The organism is Ruegeria sp., assembly GCF_965221235.1.
GTDB lineage: Bacteria > Pseudomonadota > Alphaproteobacteria > Rhodobacterales > Rhodobacteraceae > Ruegeria.
Map to the genome: position 1 here is coordinate 2,437,690 of NZ_CBDCRS010000004.1, position 16,457 is coordinate 2,454,146.

A 16,457-nucleotide genomic window follows, 5' to 3' on the forward strand; every position below is an offset into this window, starting at 1 on the left:
TGCTATTGCCGGGGCGGCCGCGCCTTGTAAACCGGCAATTGCCAGCCGAACAGCAGCGATCCTGCCCTCAACGACCAACAGGCCAGAGCACATAATCCCAGTGCTGGCAGCCCGTCCAACCCAAGACGCGTTGCGAACACCGCCACCAACGCACCTGCGAAAGCGCAAGATACATAAAGCTGCCCCTGTTTCAGCACCAGCGGCACCTCGTTGCAGACCACGTCGCGCATCAGGCCACCCAGACACCCGGTGCAAACCCCCATCAACACCACGATGGTGCCGGGCTGATCCAGCGACAGGGCCGCGCCCGTACCGGCGGCCACAGCGATGGACAATGCGAAGCTGTCCAGCCAGATCAGCCAGTTGTACCGGCTTTCCATCAGGTGGGCAGTGAAGAACACAACAACCGCAGCGGCAACGGCGATCAGGATGTAATAGGGCTGTCCGACCCAGAAGACCGGGTGTCGGTCCAGCAAAAGGTCGCGAACCGTGCCGCCCCCCACTGCCGTCAGGCAGGCGATGAAGGCAAAGCCGATAAGATCCAGCTGCGCCCGGCTGGCCACCAGAGCGCCTGTCAGGGCAAAGACCAGAACCGCGGCAAAGTCCAGCGCGGCCAGACCGTTCATGATTTTGCCTTTTGCGGTTTGAACGGCGCCATGCCTGCGCGGGCCAGTTCGTCGGCCTTTTCGTTTTCAGGATGTCCTGCGTGGCCCTTGACCCATTCCCATGTGACATCATGCCGGGTCTGCGCCTCGTCCAAACGCTGCCAAAGATCGACATTCTTGACCGGCTTTTTGTTCGAGGTCTTCCAGCCGTTCCGCTTCCAGCCGAAGATCCATCCGGTCACGCCGTTTTTCACATAAGCGCTGTCGGTGACAACGGTGATGGTTGAGGCACGTTCCAGCGTTTCCAGCGCGCTGATCGCGGCCAACAGCTCCATGCGGTTGTTGGTGGTTTCGGCCTCGCCGCCCTTGAGCTCCCGCTCTTTCAGGACCTTGTCGCCCTCTGTCGCGCGCAGCAACACGCCCCAGCCGCCGGGGCCGGGATTGCCGGAACAGGCACCGTCGGTATAGGCAAACAGTTCAGGCATGGGCGAGTACCAGAATGAACCCGTCATAGGACCCGGCCAGACCCGTTCCCATGCCAGTGGTGATACGGTCAATGGTGAAATCAGCGTGTGCCATGGCCTCTTCGATCTCAGTCTGTGAGAAATAGGTGTAATAGCGGTCCAGATCGTCGCGATGCTCGCCCGTTCCCAGTTTCAGGCCAAGGAAAAAGATGCCCCCGGGTTTTAGCGCTCGATGGATGGCCGCCAGATGACGCGGGAATTCAGCGCGCGGGGCGTGCAAAAGCGAGAAACTGGCATAGATGCCGTCATACTCGGCCTTTTCGGTGACATCCTCAAAGGTCCCCAGATGCGCATCCACACCGTTTTCACGTGCGTGCTCGACAAAGGCCGGGGTGGCGTCCAGCGCCCGCACCGTCAAACCTTCGCGCATGAAAAACGCGCTGTCCGATCCGGGGCCAGAGCCGAGGTCCAGAATGTGACCGGTGCCGACCGCTTCGGCAAAGGCCATGCGGGCTTCGATCTGTTCGGGCGGCAGTGGAACCTGAAGATAATCTGCCACGCGGGTCGAATACGCGTTGATCGTTCTTTCGTCGGTCACAGATACACTCCCACAGCCAGACAGGCGATCACGATGGCGGTCAGCGTCACACGCAGACGCAGCCACCAGACCGGGGTCAGCCGCCAATAGGCAAAGATGGCGTCCAGCACCAACAGTCCGGCAAAACCATACATCAGGTTGATGCCAGCGCTGATCGGCCCGCCACCGGTTTTGAAAAAGGCCCAAAGGGCGGGCAGGACCGACAGGGTGTAAAAGACCGTCGCCCTGCTGCCTGAGGTTTTGGTGGCAAACCCCCACAGCACGCCGGACATGAAGCTGAGGATCACCGAGCCGTAGAACAGTTGCACATAAGGCCCCACAAAGCGCGCGCCGATGGTCTGCGTACCCCATGCGTGCAGATCGTCGTTCAGATAGGTCAGCGCGCCCCAGATAAACGGGATCAAACCGGCCAGACCGAGGATCAGCGGAACCCTGGGTACTCCGCTCATGCAGGTTGCCTCAGGACACGGGGGACTTTGAATTCTACGTTTTCGACGGCGGTTTCGACCATTTCGACCGTTACGTCGTAGTGGTCGCGGAATGCGTCGATTACTTCATTCACCAGAACTTCGGGGGCCGAGGCCCCGGCGGTAATAGCGACGGACGAGATGCCTTCCAGCGCCCGCCAGTCAATCTCGGTCGCGCGCTGCACCAGTTGCGCGTAATTGCACCCGGCGCGCGAGGCGACCTCGACCAGACGGCGGGAGTTTGATGAATTCGGCGCGCCGACCACCAGCAGGGCGTCCGATTTCGGAGCCACGGCCTTTACCGCCTCTTGCCGGTTGGTGGTGGCGTAGCAGATGTCTTCTTTGTGTGGCCCGACGATCAGAGGGAACCGGGCTTCGAGCGCTGCGATGATGTCTTTGGTGTCATCCACCGACAGGGTGGTCTGAGTGACAAAAGCCAGCTTGTCGGGGTCGCGCACCTCGACGGTGGCCACATCCTCCACCGTTTCGACCAGCAAAACCTCACCATCGGGCAGTTGGCCCATCGTGCCGACCGTCTCAGGGTGTCCCTTGTGGCCGATCATGATCATCTGCAACCCTGCATCGGCATGGCGTTGGGCCTCGACATGGACCTTTGAGACCAACGGGCAGGTGGCGTCGACATAGATCATCTCACGCTGCGCCGCCGTGGCCGGAACGGATTTTGGCACGCCATGAGCCGAGAAAATCACCGGACGATCGTCTGGGCATTCGTCCAGTTCCTCGACGAACACGGCTCCCTTGGCACGCAGCCCGTCGACGACGAATTTGTTGTGGACGATCTCGTGGCGCACATAGACCGGCGCGCCCCATTTTTGCAGCGCCATCTCGACGATCTTTATCGCGCGGTCAACACCGGCACAGAACCCGCGCGGAGCGGCAAGGTAAAGGGTCAGGGGGGGCTTGGTCATGTCACGGTCTCCATAGGCCACAGGTAAGTCTTTTCATGGCCATGGTCCAGACAGGACCTTGTCATTTCCCTGACATGAATCGGTGTTAGCCCAAAGGTGTTTCAGCACCTGTGCATTGTTAAAAAGGCGCGGTCCGGGTGGTGAATCCAGACCGCGCCAATTTCTTTCCCCGGCTTGGTGAGTGCCGGGTTTACTGTCCGCCGGCGGCCGCGACGCTGCGCGGCTCCATCGGCATTTCACGAGGAGGGCGGCCGATAACGTCGCGCAGGTCCTCAAGCTCGATAAAGTTGTCGGCCTGGCGGCGCAGTTCGTCCGAAATCATCGGCGGTTGGCTGCGGATGGTCGAAACGACCGATACGCGCACGCCCTGCCGTTGCAGGCTTGCGATCAGCGGGCGGAAATCCCCATCGCCCGAGAACAGCACAATATGGTCAACCCGCGGTGCCAGTTCCATGGCATCGACAGTCAGTTCGATGTCCATATTTCCTTTGACTTTCCGACGCCCCATGCTGTCGGTGTATTCTTTGGCCGGTTTCGTCACCATGGTGAAGCCGTTGTAATGCAGCCAGTCAACAAGGGGGCGGATCGGCGAATACTCGTCGTTTTCCAAGAGCGCTGTATAGTAGAAAGCCCGAAGCATCTTACCGCGGCGCATGAACTCCTGCCGCAGCAACTTGTAGTCGATATCAAACCCCAGAGCTTTGGCGGCCGCATAAAGATTCGAGCCATCGATGAACAGCGCTAGCCGTTCGTCTTTATAAAACATAAATAGGTCCTTCCGGTACAAACCAGAACGCCGGGTGATAGGTGAGTGAGCTACAAAAATAGGCGGCGCGCTGATGTGTCTATAATTAGGCCTTTTAATGTGTATCGCAAGTATGCAATTCGCCGAATATAGGGGGTTTAATGAGCAATTCTTTGTCAAAAGCCGTGATTGCACTGGGTGCGAATCTCAATTTGAGAGGTTCTGAGCCCAAGGTGACACTTCAAAAGGCTCTTGACGCGATGTCGCGTCAGGGGGTGGTGATTCGCGCCGTCAGCCGCTTTTTTGCGACCCCCTGTTTTCCAGCGGGTGCCGGGCCGGATTACGTGAATGCGGCAGCTCTGATTGAGACGGAAAAGACCCCATCGGAGCTGTTGCAACTGCTGCATGAGGTGGAGCATGAATATGGCCGCGAGCGGGTGCAGCGCTGGGGGATGCGGACGCTTGATCTGGATCTGCTGTGCTATGACGATGTCGTTCTGCCGGACCGTGCCGAATATGACAGATGGCTGACCCTGTCGCCCGAGGCGCAACGGCAGCAAGCCCCGGATCAACTGATCCTGCCGCATCCGCGCCTGCAGGACCGGGCTTTTGTGCTGGTGCCGATGGCTGATATTGCCCCCGATTGGCAGCACCCCGTGTTGGGGCAAAGCGTCTCGGACATGCTTGCAGCACTACCAACTGAGGATATCGAAGCCGTTACCCCACTGTGAACGGCGCAATTGGGGCTATTTCCTGCTTGTCAAGCCGGGGATTCGCGCTTAGATAAACCCCTTCCTGACATAGATTCAGTAACGGAGAGCGCCCAATGGCCCGCGTGACGGTTGAAGATTGCGTAGACAAGGTTCCGAACCGGTTCGAACTGGTGATGCTTGCCGCCCATCGTGCGCGCGAGATTTCTGCCGGCGGTCCGATCACCGTGGACCGTGACAACGACAAAAACCCTGTCGTATCGCTGCGCGAGATCGCCGACGAAACCCAGAGCGCGGACGAGCTGCGCGAGCGCCTGATCGAGGCCAACCAGACTCAGATCGAAGTGGACGAGCCGGAAGAAGATCAGATGGCGCTGCTGATGGGTGCGGAATCGGACAAGCCTGCCGATGACGACATGTCCGAAGAAAAGCTCCTGCGCGCTCTGATGGAGGCTCAAGGCCAGGGGTAAGCCCCAAAGACGAAGGTGCGGACCGGATGATTTCTGCTGACGACCTGATTGCGCTGGTCCGCAACTATAACCCAAAAACCAATGCTGAACGCATCGCCCGGGCCTATGAGTTCGGGAAAGAGATGCATGAGGGGCAGTTCCGCCACTCGGGCGAGCCCTATTTTACCCATCCCGTTGCCGTTGCCGCCATCCTGACCGAACAGCGTCTGGATGACGCGACCATCATCACGGCGCTTCTGCACGACACGATCGAAGACACCAAGGCCAGCTATGGCAAGGTCGCCGAGCTGTTCGGGGATGAGGTTGCCAAGCTGGTCGATGGCGTCACCAAGTTGACCAACCTGCAACTCTCGAGCCGCGAGACCAAACAGGCCGAGAACTTCCGCAAGCTGTTCATGGCCATGTCCAAGGACTTGCGAGTCATTCTGGTCAAGCTGGCCGACCGTCTGCACAACATGCGCACGATCAAGGCAATGCGACCGGAAAAGCAGGTCGTCAAAGCGCGCGAGACGATGGATATCTACGCGCCGCTGGCAGGCCGGATGGGTATGCAATGGATGCGGGAAGAGCTGGAAGACCTCGCCTTCCGTGTTCTAAACCCCGAGGGCCGACAGTCGATCATTCGCCGCTTCATCACGCTGCAACGCGAAACCGGCGATGTGATCCATCGGATCACCGGCGACATGCGGCATGAGTTGGAGAAGGCCGGGATTGAGGCCGAGGTGTTTGGCCGCGCCAAGAAACCCTATTCGATCTGGCGCAAGATGCAGGAGAAGGATCAGGGCTTTTCGCGCCTGTCCGACATCTATGGCTTCCGCATCATCACCCAGACCGAGGAAGACTGCTATCGGACGCTGGGCGCGATCCATCAACGCTGGCGCGCGGTGCCGGGTCGGTTCAAGGATTATATCAGCCAGCCGAAATCGAACGGATACCGCTCGATCCACACCACCGTTTCGGGACGTGATGGCAAACGGGTTGAGGTGCAGATCCGCACCCGTCAGATGCATGACGTGGCTGAAACCGGCGTTGCTGCGCACTGGTCGTATCGAGATGGTGTGCGTTCGGAAAACCCCTTTGCGGTCGATCCGGCCAAGTGGATCGCGAACCTGACCGAACAATTTGACAGTGAGGACGATCACGAGGATTTCCTCGAGGCCGTGAAGCTCGAGATGTATTCGGACCAGGTGTTCTGCTTCACGCCCAAAGGGGATGTGGTCAAGCTACCCCGCGGCGCGACTCCGATTGATTTTGCCTACGCGATCCACACCCGGATCGGTCACGCCTGTGTCGGCGCCAAGGTGGACGGCATCCGCGTGCCACTGTGGACCCGGATCAAGAACGGGCAATCGGTGGACATCATCACCGCCGATGGCCAGACCCCGCAGGTCACATGGCTCGAGATCGCGGTTACCGGCAAGGCTCGCACTTCGATCCGCCGTGCGCTGCGCGAGGTGGATCGTGAGCGGTTCATCAAGCTGGGCAAGGAGCTGGCGCGATCGGGGTTCGATCACGTGGGCCGCAAAGCCACAGACAAGGCTCTGGATACTGCCGCCAAGCACCTACGCCTGAAAGACCGGCACGAGTTGCTGGCCCGTTTGGGCAGTGCCGAACTGACCGCGCATGAGGTGGTCAGCGCGGTCTATCCCGAGCTGACGCAGGATGAAGGCGACGCCATATCCCCGCGCCGCGCGGTGATCGGTTTGGAGCCGGGCCAGAAGTTTGACCGTGCGCCGTGCTGCCAACCGCTGCCGGGTGAGCGTATCGTTGGCATTACCTATCGCGGCAAGGGCGTGGTGGTGCATGCCATCGACTGTGACCGGCTGTCCGACTACGAAAGTGAGCCCGACCGTTGGGTGGACCTTCACTGGCATTCCGGTACGCACCCGGCCGCCTATGGCGTGACGCTGGACCTGACCATCGGCAACGACGCTGGCGTTCTGGGACGTATTTGCACATTGATCGGCGAGAAAAAGGCCAATATCTCGAACCTGGAATTCGTTGATCGCAAACCGGATTTTTACCGTCTGCTGATCACAGTCGAGCTGCGCGATCTGGAGCAGTTGCACTCGCTGATGCTGATGCTTGAAGCGGAGAGCGACGTTGCTGCGGTCGAACGGCATCGGAACCGGGAAAAAGCCGCGGTCGCGGCTGGCTGAGAAGGGGTGATCAGGAGTGGTTTTCAAGCGCCGAGACCGACGCTCGCCCATTCAGATCGCTTCGGAATTCATCTATCCGCGCGGTGGCTGGACCCGTGCATTTCACTACGTCAAACATCGCATTCGCCGGTTGCCAGACTCGCCTGAGCGTATTGCGCGCGGGGTCGGGGCAGGGGTATTTGCGGCCTTCACGCCTTTTTACGGCTTTCACTTCTTTGTCGCCGCACTGCTGAGCCGCTTGATAAACGGAAATTTTCTGGCCTCGCTCAGCGGCACGTTTTTCGGCAACCCACTGACCTATGTCCCTATTGGCGTGGTGTGCCTTCAGACGGGTCATTTCCTTCTGGGGGATGATTTTGAAGAGGGGGAAACCCACGGCCTGATGAACAGCTTCGGTCAGGCGCTGGGCGATCTGAAAAACAACTTTCTGGCCATATTCACCGATCGCGTCGCTGATTGGCGTGGCCTGAGCGTGTTTTATGATGAGGTGTTTTTTCCCTATCTGATCGGCGGGATCATACCGGGACTGATAACCGCTGTTGTCTGCTACTACCTCAGCCTGCCGGTGGTACGCACCTATCAGCAGCGCCGCCGCGCACGTATCAAGGCGAAATTCGAGGAAATCAAGCGTTTGGCGGAAACCAAGGCTGCCGTTCCTGTGGCAAAGCCTCTAGGCTCGGGCGGGAATTCGGGAAAGGAATCAAGCGATGTCTGACAACCAATTGCGTCTGGGCGTGAATATCGACCACGTGGCCACCGTGCGAAACGCCCGTGGCGGCGCGTATCCCGATCCGCTGCGCGCGGCTAAACTGGCCGAAGAGGCCGGGGCCGATGGCATCACGGCGCACCTGCGTGAAGACCGCCGCCATATCTCGGACGCTGACATCGACGGGCTGATGGAGGTGCTGTCGGTGCCTCTGAATTTTGAGATGGCCGCCACGCCCGAGATGCAGCAGATCGCTTTGCGCCATAAACCACACGCGGTTTGCATCGTTCCTGAAAAGCGCGAGGAACGCACCACCGAAGGCGGGCTGGAGGTCGCGCGCGAGGAAAACAAGCTGGCCCATTTCATTGCGCCTCTGCGCGATGTTGGCTGTCGCGTGTCGATCTTTATCGCCGCTGATCGCCGCCAGATTGAGGCCGCCCACCGCATCGGCGCCGAGGTGATCGAACTGCACACCGGTGCCTATTGCGACGCCCATGCCGAAGGCCACGTCGAGGACGCCGCGCGCGAACTGGAATCCCTGCGCGAAATGTCCGCATTCGCGCATTCGCTGGGCCTTGAGGTCCATGCGGGCCATGGATTGACTTACGATACTGTGCAGCCGGTTGCTGCCTTCCCGGAAGTGCGCGAATTGAATATCGGCCACTTCCTGATCGGCGAGTCGATCTTCCGCGGCCTCACCCCGGCCATTGCTGAAATGCGTCGACTGATGGATGAGGCCCGCGCGTGATCACCCCTGGCTTCATCGCCATCTGGTTCGCCTGGCTGATGGCCGGAGGCTCGCCTGGGCCGGCGACTATGGGCATCGCCGGAACTGCGATGAACGAAGGTCGTAAGGCCGGGTTGACCTTCGCGCTTGGTATCTGCGCCGGGTCCGCAGCGTGGGGTGTGGCTGCCGCGCTCGGCTTGTCGGCCATTATGCTGGCCAATGTCTGGGTTTTTGAAGTCATCCGCTATGTCGGTGTGGCCTATCTGGGCTGGCTGGCCCTTAAGGCTCTGCGCCGGGCGATGACATCGGATGAGGTTGCGTTGGGCAAGCCGGTCAAAGGGACCCTGCCGACCATCTTCACCAAAGGAGCAGCGATCCACCTGACCAACCCAAAGGCGATCCTCAGCTGGGGGTCGATCTACGCCATCGTCGCACCCAGCGACGCCAGCCTGTCGATGCTGCTGGGCTATTTCGCCATGCTCTACGCCGGGTCGCTGCTGATCTTCATCGGCTACGCCTTCCTGTTCTCGTCCGAGCGCATGGTCCGCACCTACCGCCGCGCCCGCCGCTGGTTCGACTTTGCCTTCGCCGGTTTTTTTGGCGTGGCGAGCTATAAGATTCTGACGGTGCGGTTGTCCTGACGATCACACCCAAATCACACGTGCCTTTAACCCCAGGAGGCGGCATTGAAGACGATAAGCCTTTGGCAATACACTGTTTGTCTGGTGGCAATCAGATTTCTTCTTCCCATCGCTATTGTCTTGCTGCTTGTACTGACTGGGATCAATCTTACGAATGTGGGAATTCCGGTCTTATCCGCCATTCTGGCTGCGGCAGTTGCTGGACGCGGTGTTGCCCGCTCCGCCCGGCACATGCCGGATTGGCGCGAGCTGTTGACCTTTGCGTGCCTTGCAACACTGATCTTCTTCTTTGTAAATTACGCTGCCTACGTCTTGTTGGCTTGGTCTGAAATCGGGCCAATTTCGCTTTACACGCTGAATGACTGGCATCGCACAGGTCAGGTTATATTTTTGATGGGGTTCCTGACCACAGTTGCGTTTGTGTCGAACGCGGTGGTGTTTCCACTCTGCATCAAAGCAGAACTCAGGTCGCTCGCGAGAAAACAACAGGAAGTAGTAGATCAATGATCCTCGGCATCGGCACAGACCTCGCAAATATCGACCGCATACAGGGCACGCTCGACCGTTTCGGTGACCGGTTCCGCAACCGTGTCTTCACTGAGACCGAGCAGAGCAAGGCCGAGCGCCGCCACGACACCGCAGGCACCTATGCCAAACGCTGGGCCGCGAAAGAGGCGTGTTCCAAGGCGCTGGGCACCGGTTTGCGCATGGGCATCGCGTGGAAGGATATGGCGGTGACAAACCTGGGCACCGGCCAGCCCGTGATGCACGTCACCGGCTGGGCCGCCGAGCGCCTGAAAGAGATGACGCCCGAGGGACATGAAGCGATCATCCACGTGACGCTTACCGACGACCACCCCTGGGCGCAGGCCTTCGTGGTGATCGAGGCGCGCCCGCTTCAAGATCACGCCACACAGCCTTGACTTGCCCCCCACGGCCACGCATGTAGCACCCCAACAACCAAAGGACCGGAGAGCAGTATGGCTGAGGACGTCAAAACCGGAAATCCCGTGTGGGAGACGATCAAAACCATCGTCTACGCCCTGCTGATTGCGGGCATTTTCCGCACCCTGTTCTTTCAGCCGTTTTGGATTCCGTCGGGCTCGATGAAGCAGACTTTGCTGATCGGGGATTTCCTCTTCGTCAACAAGATGTCTTACGGCTATTCCTACGCCTCGTGCCCCAGCCTGATTATTCCCAGCGTTGGTCTGAATATTGATGCCGAGGATATCTGCGGCTGGATGCAGGGCGACGACAATTCCCGCATCTGGGGGGGTGAGCCTGAACGCGGCGACGTTATCGTATTTCGCCACCCCGTCACCGGGCGCGACTATATCAAACGCCTGATCGGCCTGCCGGGCGACCGCATTCAGATCCGCGAAGGGCAGATCATCCTGAACGGCTCGCCGGTTCCACAGCAGCCCGACGGCGTATTCACCGAAGTTGCCGCCCCGCAAGGTCCGCAACGTCTTCGTCCTCGCTGCGAAAATGGCCCGGTCGGCATAGGCGGCGTTTGCGAGAAATCCCGGTTTATCGAAACGCTGCCGAATGGAGTGTCCTACGATGTGCTGAATATCGGCGATCAGGGTTCGGACAATACCGGCATCTACACCGTGCCCGAGGGCCACTATTTCTTCATGGGTGATAACCGCGACAACTCCAGCGACAGCCGCCTGCCGCAATCCGCTGGCGGCGTGGGCTACGTGCCTTATGAGAACCTGATCGGCCGTGCGGACCGGATCATGTTCTCTTCCGCAGGTCGGTCGATGCTGTTCTTCTGGACCTGGCGTAGCGACCGTTTCTTTAAGGCGGTCAATTGAAGCTTTCGGCCGAGATAAAAGCGTTCCAGCAGCGTTTGGGGTATGAATTCACCAACCCTGAACTGCTGGTGCGCGCGCTGACCCATGGGTCGGTATCCTCGGCCACGCGACCGGATAATCAACGGTTGGAGTTTCTGGGCGACCGGGTGCTGGGTCTTGTCATGGCGACGGCCTTGCTGGAAGCCGATAAGAAAGCCTCCGAAGGCCAACTCGCCCCCCGTTTCAACGCGCTGGTCCGCAAAGAAGCCTGCGCCGATGTCGCCCGACAAATCGACTTGGGCGCGGTTCTGAAACTGGGCCGGTCCGAGATGCTGTCGGGCGGTCGCCGCAAACAGGCCCTTCTGGGAGACGCGATGGAGGCCGTCATCGCCGCCATCTATCGCGACGCGGGCTTTGAGGCAGCCCGTGACGTTATCCTCGCCCTCTGGGGCGACCGCGTCCACACGGTCGAAGCGGACGCACGTGACGCCAAAACCTCGCTTCAGGAATGGGCGCAGGCCCGCGGCCAGAAGCCGCCCTCGTATATCGAGGTTAAACGCAGCGGCCCCGACCACGCCCCTGTTTTTACCATCGCGGCCCGTCTTCAGGATGGCACCGAAGCGCAGGCCACGGCAGGCTCAAAACGTCAGGCCGAACAGGCCGCTGCCAAAGCTCTGTTGAACGATCTGCCGAAATAGCCCGCCCCTGTGTCCGGATATGTTCTTCATCTGGCTAAAAATACCTCGGGAGGGGGGCTGGCCCCTTGCCGGTCGGATTGGCGAAGCCAATCCGAAACTCAGACCACGCGAATGAACCCCGTTAAACCGGTCTTTTGATGCTCGATCACGTGGCAATGAAACGCCCAATCGCCCGGGTTATCAGCGACTAGGGCGATCTCGACCACTTCATCCTTCAGCAATAGCATCGTATCCGTCATCAATTGCGGTAAGTTGCGCAGGTTTGATTTTAACGGCAGGAAAGCAAGCCCATGCAGATGGATCGGATGCAGATTTGGTGATTCATTGCGTAGGCGCAGAACGTAGCTTTTGCCCTGTTTCAATACTGCCAGTGGCCCCACACCCGGTGCCGCGTCGCCGGGCCAAGGCATTCGGTTGATGGACCAGAAATTATATCCCAGTGTCCCGCAAAACCCGTTAACGGGTTCTCCTCCTTCGGGGGTCCAGCCAAAGACAAACTCGTGAAGCTCTGCATTGGTTAGATTCGGTTTGGCCAGCGGGTTCTGTGGCAGAGGCCGCAACTCACGCAACTCGCGCGCGACTGACGCCCCAGCCGCCCTTAGCCGTGTCATGGCCCGATGGGGTTGGCCGGGAAGCTTGGCCTTCAGGTCGACGGTTTGACCTTCCCCCGAAGGCATCGCGATAGCGAAATCCACCCGTTGCCCCGGCCCGACCAGCAGCGGCTCGGTAGCGCTTGGCATCGGCACTACATCTTCGACTGGATGGCCGTCCCAGGCGATGATCCGGGCGTCTGCCCCTTCAAGGTGCAGTCGATAGATCCGAGTGGTGTCCGTGTTGACAACGCGCAGCCGCACCAGACTTCCTGCGGTGTGGTCATAGGTCGGGGCCTCCAGCCAATTGGCGGTTTGCACATTGCCAAATGTGCCTGCCCGCGCGGCTCCGCGTGTCGTGTAGGCCGGCAGGAACTGATCGTCGTCGTCCAATCGGAAATCACGCAGGTTGACCACTTGCTCGCTGTCAAAACCAGGGTCTTCGGCCTCGGCGATCACCATCACACCAGTCAGGCCATGGGCCATCTGCTCCATCGTCATGCAATGAGGGTGATACCAGTAGGTGCCTGCGTCGGGGGGTGTGAATTCATAGTCAAAGACCTCATCCGGCCCAATTGGCATCTGGGTCAAATATGGAACCCCATCCATGCCGTTCGGAATGCGCAGCCCGTGCCAGTGCATTGCGGTGTAGTCGCCCAACGTATTGCGCACCGGCAAGCGCATGACCTCGCCCTGTCGGCCATAGAGAACAGGCGGCGGCGCATCCGGCGACAGGCTGACCATCCCGGTCGTGGGCCGATCACGCAGCGTGAAGCTGGCCGGTTGAATGACCAACTCCTCGGCGCCCGAAGCCCGGCTCAGGCCGCCCAGCCCCAACGCGCCCGCAGCGGCTGTGCTGCCCACAAGGAACTCACGACGCTTCATATCTTGTCTCTTCTTTGGAGTGCTGCCTGGCTGGATTTGGCGCGGCATGACCTTATGGTGTCACCGCAAACGCATGGCCGCAATGCGACAAATCCCTCTGGCCCGTAGGCCCTTTCTGCTATAGGGATGCGCACTTGGAAACAGGATCGCATCACACATGACCACTCGTGCCGGATTTATCGCTCTGATCGGAGAGCCCAACGCAGGCAAATCCACTCTTCTGAACCGCATGGTCGGGGCCAAGGTCTCGATCGTGACCCACAAGGTTCAAACCACCCGCGCCCGTATTCGCGGCGTGGCGATGGAGGGTGACGCACAGCTGGTTTTTGTCGACACGCCCGGCCTTTTCAAACCGCGCCGCCGTCTCGACCGTGCTATGGTCGCCGCAGCGTGGGGCGGAGCGGCGGATGCCGATGTGGTTGTGCTGATGGTCGAAGCCCATCGCGGCATCACCGAAGGCGTTGAGCGTATTCTCGAAGGTCTGGAAGAGATCGGGCAGGGGCGCACCATCGCGCTGGCGATTAACAAAATCGACAAGGTGCCTTCCGAAAAACTGCTGGCACTGACCAGCGACCTGAACGCGCGCTACCCGTTTGCAGAAACCTTTATGATCTCGGCCGAGAAAGGCCACGGTGTCGATGACCTGCGCAAATGGCTGGCTGCGGAACTGCCCGAAGGCCCGTGGCTCTACCCCGAAGACCAGATCGCCGATCTGCCGCTGCGCATGATCGCGGCGGAGATGACGCGCGAGAAGCTGACTCTGCGCCTGCATCAGGAACTGCCCTACCAGTTGACTGTCGAGACCGAGAACTGGGAAGAGCGTAAAGACGGCTCAGCCAAAATTGATCAGGTCATCTATGTGATGCGTGACGGCCACAAGGGCATCGTGCTGGGCAAACGCGGCGAGACTATCAAGGCAGTTAGTCAGGCTGCGCGGGCCGAGTTGGAAGAGTTCCTCGACCGCAAGATTCACCTGTTCCTGCAAGTAAAAGTTCGGCCCAACTGGCTTGAGGAATCCGAGCGCTATTCAGAAATGGGTCTGGATTTCAAAGACGGCAACGCATGATACGGGCCAAGAATTTTCGTCGAAAACTCTTTCGGCCGGTGCCGAAGGTGGTGCGATGAGCCGCCTGACTGCCGAATTCTGGGTCCACGCCTATCTGGCGCGTTTAAGGTTTCAGGAAATCCCGGCCTTTGTCGTTGTTCATGGCGATGACACTGCAGGCGCTGTTTTGGTCAAGCTGAATACGCTGGACGGGCAGGCAATTGCGTTTCAGCGCAGCTTTGACCTGATGAGCGGTGAGCGGAAATGGGTGGAATTGTCCTCTGGTCCGGAGGCTGATGTTGATGACGTCATCCAGCGGCAGCGCAGCTTTGATCCCGACCTGTGGGTGGTTGAGGTTGAAGATCGGCAAGGGCGGCATTTGTTGGGCGAAGAGGGGTTGGAGTAATCAACGGCTCACAAGGTGATTATACATTGATACCAAACCTTTTTTCGGCCTTCCTGAATATGTAAGGTTCGCGCATGATTGATCTGAGCAACATTGAACCCCTTCGCAAAAGTCAGAACTATTCCATCTTCAACCACCCGCAGAACCCGGGTGCTTTGCTGAAGGTCCGAACTGACAAGCCCAAGAACAGGCTGATCAAACGGTACTCAGAATTCCGCTATGGAAACTTGCGGCAATGGAGCCGCGAGGCGAATGAATACCTTGCAGCTATGAACCGTGGGTGTTCTGAGATCCGGCGTCTTGCCGGGTTTCTTGGGTATGCGGTGACCTCCAAAGGCCCCGCGCTGGTAGTCGAGAAGATGACCGCCCCGGGTGGCGGGCTGGCGCCGACACTGGCGCAGGAACTCGCAGCAGCGCCGCAGGGCAGCGCAAGGCGCGCTGAGCTGTTGCAGGAACTTGCTGAGCTGCTGGATGATCTCGATCGTGGTCGTATCATCGTCGGCGATATCAGCACCCAGAATATCGTTCGCGCGCAGGAGCGTGACGGAAAGCTGGTGGTCATTGACGGGCTGGGGGAGCGTGTTCTGCTGCCGCTGACTCTGATCAGCGACCGGGCCTTCCGGCTTCAGTCTGCCCGACGTCGCAAGCGCATGTTAGTGTAGGGAATGACGCGGCTTTTTCTCCGCGCATGTCAAAGGACGATGCAGAGTTGGACTGGCGCGATCACGGTATACTTTTGACGTCCCGACGGCATGGCGAGACGGCAGCGATCATAGAAGTTTTTACGGAGGGCCATGGCCGTCACGCCGGTGTTGTACGCGGCGGGACCAGTCGCAAGATTGCACCCATTTTGCAACCCGGCGCACAGTTGGACGTGCTTTGGCGTGCGCGGCTCGAAGAGCATATAGGCACCTTTCAGGTCGAACCTCTGCGGTCCCGCGCAGCTGCGGCCTTTTCGGGGCGACTGGCACTGGCCGGGTTGAACGCAGTGGTGGCGTTGCTGTCCTTCTGCCTGCCGGAACGCGAGCCCCATCCGGCGATCTACAAACAGACCGAGCAGTTGATGGACCTGCTGGGGCAGGATGACATCTGGCCTTTGGCCTATCTGCGCTGGGAACTGGCGCTGCTTGAGGAACTTGGCTTCGGCCTCGACCTGTCCGCCTGTGCGGTGACGGGGGCGACCAGCGGGCTGGTCTATGTCTCGCCCAAAACCGGGCGAGCCGTCAGCGCCGAAGGCGCGGGAGAGTGGGCAGACAAGTTGTTGCCTTTGCCGCCCTGCCTGCGCGGAGAAGGCACCGCGCCGGATGCAGAGATCGCGATGGGCTTGCAGACCACCGGCTATTTCCTTGAACACCGGCTGGCCCTGTCTCTGGGCCATCATCCATTGCCCGAGGCGCGGGCGCGGTTTTTGGATCAGTTCACTCGGCGGCTGTAAATACCATCTCATGCCCGTCATCATTGCGCAGGATCAGCACATCCCCGGACACTTCGGACTGGGTCATGGTTAGGAGGGCGGCAAAATACATACCCTCAGCCTCTAACCCGGCGCAGGCGGCGCGTGTGGCGGCGAGATCTTGAACTTCGAACCAAGGATACGGGGCGTTGAGCGTGCCGTTGTAGCTGTTGCAGGGGGCATTTCCGTCGATCTTACCTTCCTCGGGAAAGCGCAGCCGGGCGCTGGCTTCAAACGGCTGACCGTCGATTTCCTGCAAGACCCAGACCTGATCCGCGGCTCCGTATGCCGCGACAGTTTCGTCCTTGTCGCACTGGAACAAGGCAATCAGGGGCAGGGTCAGTATCAAACGTATCATGT

At 59.7% G+C, this 16,457-nt stretch carries 22 protein-coding genes; 14 read left to right on the forward strand and 8 right to left on the reverse strand.

The features are described 5' to 3' along the window. Nucleotides 1–2: 2 nt before the first annotated feature. From ACOQOY_RS15445 to ACOQOY_RS15470, 6 genes are all read right to left on the reverse strand, one after another. Nucleotides 3–626, reverse strand: a complete 624-nt coding sequence (locus ACOQOY_RS15445) for a trimeric intracellular cation channel family protein (protein WP_420586253.1) — start codon at nt 624–626, stop codon at nt 3–5. Next, on the reverse strand, nt 623–1,090 hold the full coding sequence (rnhA, locus tag ACOQOY_RS15450) for a ribonuclease HI (protein ID WP_420586254.1): 468 nt from the start codon (nt 1,088–1,090) through the stop codon (nt 623–625). The genes ACOQOY_RS15445 and rnhA overlap by 4 nt, the downstream gene beginning before the upstream one ends. Continuing rightward, entirely contained in the window at nt 1,083–1,667 is a 585-nt protein-coding gene (locus tag ACOQOY_RS15455; RefSeq protein ID WP_420586255.1) for a class I SAM-dependent methyltransferase, read from the reverse strand. The genes rnhA and ACOQOY_RS15455 overlap by 8 nt, the downstream gene beginning before the upstream one ends. Then, on the reverse strand, nt 1,664–2,116 hold the full coding sequence (locus ACOQOY_RS15460) for a DUF3429 domain-containing protein (RefSeq protein WP_420586256.1): 453 nt from the start codon (nt 2,114–2,116) through the stop codon (nt 1,664–1,666). Before ACOQOY_RS15460 ends, ACOQOY_RS15455 begins: the two co-directional genes overlap by 4 nt. Then, nucleotides 2,113–3,063, reverse strand: coding sequence for a 4-hydroxy-3-methylbut-2-enyl diphosphate reductase (gene ispH / locus ACOQOY_RS15465; RefSeq protein WP_420586257.1), 951 nt, complete (start codon nt 3,061–3,063; stop codon nt 2,113–2,115). The genes ACOQOY_RS15460 and ispH overlap by 4 nt, the downstream gene beginning before the upstream one ends. 190 nt (nt 3,064–3,253) lie before the next feature. Beyond that, nucleotides 3,254–3,829 (reverse strand): NYN domain-containing protein, encoded by a 576-nt coding sequence (locus ACOQOY_RS15470; protein WP_058283597.1) that lies wholly within the window; start codon nt 3,827–3,829, stop codon nt 3,254–3,256. 140 nt (nt 3,830–3,969) lie between these two features. Here ACOQOY_RS15470 and folK point away from each other — a divergent pair, with 140 nt between their 5' ends. The 10 genes from folK to rnc all read left to right on the forward strand — a co-directional run bounded on the left by folK (nt 3,970) and on the right by rnc (nt 11,718). Beyond that, complete coding sequence (folK, locus tag ACOQOY_RS15475; protein WP_420586258.1) at nt 3,970–4,539, forward strand: 2-amino-4-hydroxy-6-hydroxymethyldihydropteridine diphosphokinase; 570 nt, start codon at nt 3,970–3,972, stop codon at nt 4,537–4,539. Between the two features lie 95 nt (nt 4,540–4,634). Beyond that, the gene (gene rpoZ, locus ACOQOY_RS15480) at nt 4,635–4,988 is read left to right on the forward strand and encodes a DNA-directed RNA polymerase subunit omega (protein ID WP_010437681.1); all 354 of its coding nucleotides are present in this window, start codon (nt 4,635–4,637) and stop codon (nt 4,986–4,988) included. Between the two features lie 26 nt (nt 4,989–5,014). Beyond that, entirely contained in the window at nt 5,015–7,147 is a 2,133-nt protein-coding gene (locus tag ACOQOY_RS15485) for a RelA/SpoT family protein (RefSeq protein ID WP_420586259.1), read from the forward strand. 16 nt (nt 7,148–7,163) lie between these two features. Then, on the forward strand, nt 7,164–7,862 hold the full coding sequence (locus ACOQOY_RS15490; RefSeq protein WP_420586260.1) for a DUF2062 domain-containing protein: 699 nt from the start codon (nt 7,164–7,166) through the stop codon (nt 7,860–7,862). Then, a complete protein-coding gene (locus tag ACOQOY_RS15495) occupies nt 7,855–8,601 on the forward strand; it encodes a pyridoxine 5'-phosphate synthase (RefSeq protein WP_420586261.1) in 747 nt (248 codons plus the stop codon). The genes ACOQOY_RS15490 and ACOQOY_RS15495 overlap by 8 nt, the downstream gene beginning before the upstream one ends. Beyond that, nucleotides 8,598–9,221, forward strand: coding sequence for a LysE family translocator (locus ACOQOY_RS15500; protein ID WP_420586262.1), 624 nt, complete (start codon nt 8,598–8,600; stop codon nt 9,219–9,221). Before ACOQOY_RS15495 ends, ACOQOY_RS15500 begins: the two co-directional genes overlap by 4 nt. A gap of 45 nt (nt 9,222–9,266) precedes the next feature. Then, on the forward strand, nt 9,267–9,728 hold the full coding sequence (locus tag ACOQOY_RS15505; protein WP_420586263.1) for an ABZJ_00895 family protein: 462 nt from the start codon (nt 9,267–9,269) through the stop codon (nt 9,726–9,728). Further along, nucleotides 9,725–10,144 carry a holo-ACP synthase gene (acpS, locus tag ACOQOY_RS15510; protein ID WP_420586264.1) on the forward strand — a complete coding sequence of 140 codons (420 nt, stop codon included), beginning with the start codon at nt 9,725–9,727 and terminating at the stop codon, nt 10,142–10,144. The genes ACOQOY_RS15505 and acpS overlap by 4 nt, the downstream gene beginning before the upstream one ends. A 57-nt stretch (nt 10,145–10,201) precedes the next feature. Next, entirely contained in the window at nt 10,202–11,041 is an 840-nt protein-coding gene (lepB, locus tag ACOQOY_RS15515; RefSeq protein WP_420586265.1) for a signal peptidase I, read from the forward strand. Then, nucleotides 11,038–11,718, forward strand: coding sequence for a ribonuclease III (gene rnc, locus ACOQOY_RS15520; RefSeq protein WP_420586266.1), 681 nt, complete (start codon nt 11,038–11,040; stop codon nt 11,716–11,718). Before lepB ends, rnc begins: the two co-directional genes overlap by 4 nt. Before the next feature lie 98 nt (nt 11,719–11,816). Here the strand turns inward: rnc and ACOQOY_RS15525 are convergent, their stop codons facing one another. After that, complete coding sequence (locus tag ACOQOY_RS15525) at nt 11,817–13,193, reverse strand: multicopper oxidase family protein (protein WP_420586267.1); 1,377 nt, start codon at nt 13,191–13,193, stop codon at nt 11,817–11,819. A 157-nt stretch (nt 13,194–13,350) separates the two neighbouring features. Between ACOQOY_RS15525 and era the strand changes: the two genes are divergently transcribed. The 4 genes from era to recO all read left to right on the forward strand — a co-directional run bounded on the left by era (nt 13,351) and on the right by recO (nt 16,079). Continuing rightward, a complete protein-coding gene (gene era / locus ACOQOY_RS15530; RefSeq protein WP_420586268.1) occupies nt 13,351–14,259 on the forward strand; it encodes a GTPase Era in 909 nt (302 codons plus the stop codon). A gap of 55 nt (nt 14,260–14,314) precedes the next feature. Next, complete coding sequence (locus ACOQOY_RS15535) at nt 14,315–14,644, forward strand: DUF1491 family protein (protein ID WP_420586269.1); 330 nt, start codon at nt 14,315–14,317, stop codon at nt 14,642–14,644. Between the two features lie 74 nt (nt 14,645–14,718). Next, nucleotides 14,719–15,306: a YrbL family protein gene (locus tag ACOQOY_RS15540; RefSeq protein ID WP_420586270.1), complete on the forward strand. Its 588-nt coding sequence runs from the start codon at nt 14,719–14,721 to the stop codon at nt 15,304–15,306. A 47-nt stretch (nt 15,307–15,353) separates the two neighbouring features. Beyond that, nucleotides 15,354–16,079 (forward strand): DNA repair protein RecO, encoded by a 726-nt coding sequence (recO, locus tag ACOQOY_RS15545; protein ID WP_420587253.1) that lies wholly within the window; start codon nt 15,354–15,356, stop codon nt 16,077–16,079. Here recO and ACOQOY_RS15550 read toward each other — a convergent pair. Beyond that, the gene (locus ACOQOY_RS15550) at nt 16,063–16,455 is read right to left on the reverse strand and encodes an META domain-containing protein (RefSeq protein ID WP_420586271.1); all 393 of its coding nucleotides are present in this window, start codon (nt 16,453–16,455) and stop codon (nt 16,063–16,065) included. The genes recO and ACOQOY_RS15550 overlap by 17 nt on opposite strands. Nucleotides 16,456–16,457: the final 2 nt, after the last annotated feature.

What these genes read in the sequence shown, in the direction of transcription:
- ACOQOY_RS15485 (WP_420586259.1), top strand. Translation starts at nt 5,015, where the DNA reads ATGATTTCTGCTGACGACCTGATTGCGCTGGTCCGCAACTATAACCCA.
- ACOQOY_RS15540 (WP_420586270.1), top strand. Translation starts at nt 14,719, where the DNA reads ATGATTGATCTGAGCAACATTGAACCCCTTCGCAAAAGTCAGAACTAT.
- ACOQOY_RS15495 (WP_420586261.1), top strand. Translation starts at nt 7,855, where the DNA reads ATGTCTGACAACCAATTGCGTCTGGGCGTGAATATCGACCACGTGGCC.
- ACOQOY_RS15525 (WP_420586267.1), bottom strand. Translation starts at nt 13,193, where the DNA reads ATGAAGCGTCGTGAGTTCCTTGTGGGCAGCACAGCCGCTGCGGGCGCG.
- ispH (WP_420586257.1), bottom strand. Translation starts at nt 3,063, where the DNA reads ATGACCAAGCCCCCCCTGACCCTTTACCTTGCCGCTCCGCGCGGGTTC.
- acpS (WP_420586264.1), top strand. Translation starts at nt 9,725, where the DNA reads ATGATCCTCGGCATCGGCACAGACCTCGCAAATATCGACCGCATACAG.
- rnhA (WP_420586254.1), bottom strand. Translation starts at nt 1,090, where the DNA reads ATGCCTGAACTGTTTGCCTATACCGACGGTGCCTGTTCCGGCAATCCC.
- ACOQOY_RS15445 (WP_420586253.1), bottom strand. Translation starts at nt 626, where the DNA reads ATGAACGGTCTGGCCGCGCTGGACTTTGCCGCGGTTCTGGTCTTTGCC.
- rpoZ (WP_010437681.1), top strand. Translation starts at nt 4,635, where the DNA reads ATGGCCCGCGTGACGGTTGAAGATTGCGTAGACAAGGTTCCGAACCGG.
- lepB (WP_420586265.1), top strand. Translation starts at nt 10,202, where the DNA reads ATGGCTGAGGACGTCAAAACCGGAAATCCCGTGTGGGAGACGATCAAA.
- folK (WP_420586258.1), top strand. Translation starts at nt 3,970, where the DNA reads ATGAGCAATTCTTTGTCAAAAGCCGTGATTGCACTGGGTGCGAATCTC.
- ACOQOY_RS15470 (WP_058283597.1), bottom strand. Translation starts at nt 3,829, where the DNA reads ATGTTTTATAAAGACGAACGGCTAGCGCTGTTCATCGATGGCTCGAAT.
- ACOQOY_RS15535 (WP_420586269.1), top strand. Translation starts at nt 14,315, where the DNA reads ATGAGCCGCCTGACTGCCGAATTCTGGGTCCACGCCTATCTGGCGCGT.
- era (WP_420586268.1), top strand. Translation starts at nt 13,351, where the DNA reads ATGACCACTCGTGCCGGATTTATCGCTCTGATCGGAGAGCCCAACGCA.
- ACOQOY_RS15460 (WP_420586256.1), bottom strand. Translation starts at nt 2,116, where the DNA reads ATGAGCGGAGTACCCAGGGTTCCGCTGATCCTCGGTCTGGCCGGTTTG.
- ACOQOY_RS15550 (WP_420586271.1), bottom strand. Translation starts at nt 16,455, where the DNA reads ATGATACGTTTGATACTGACCCTGCCCCTGATTGCCTTGTTCCAGTGC.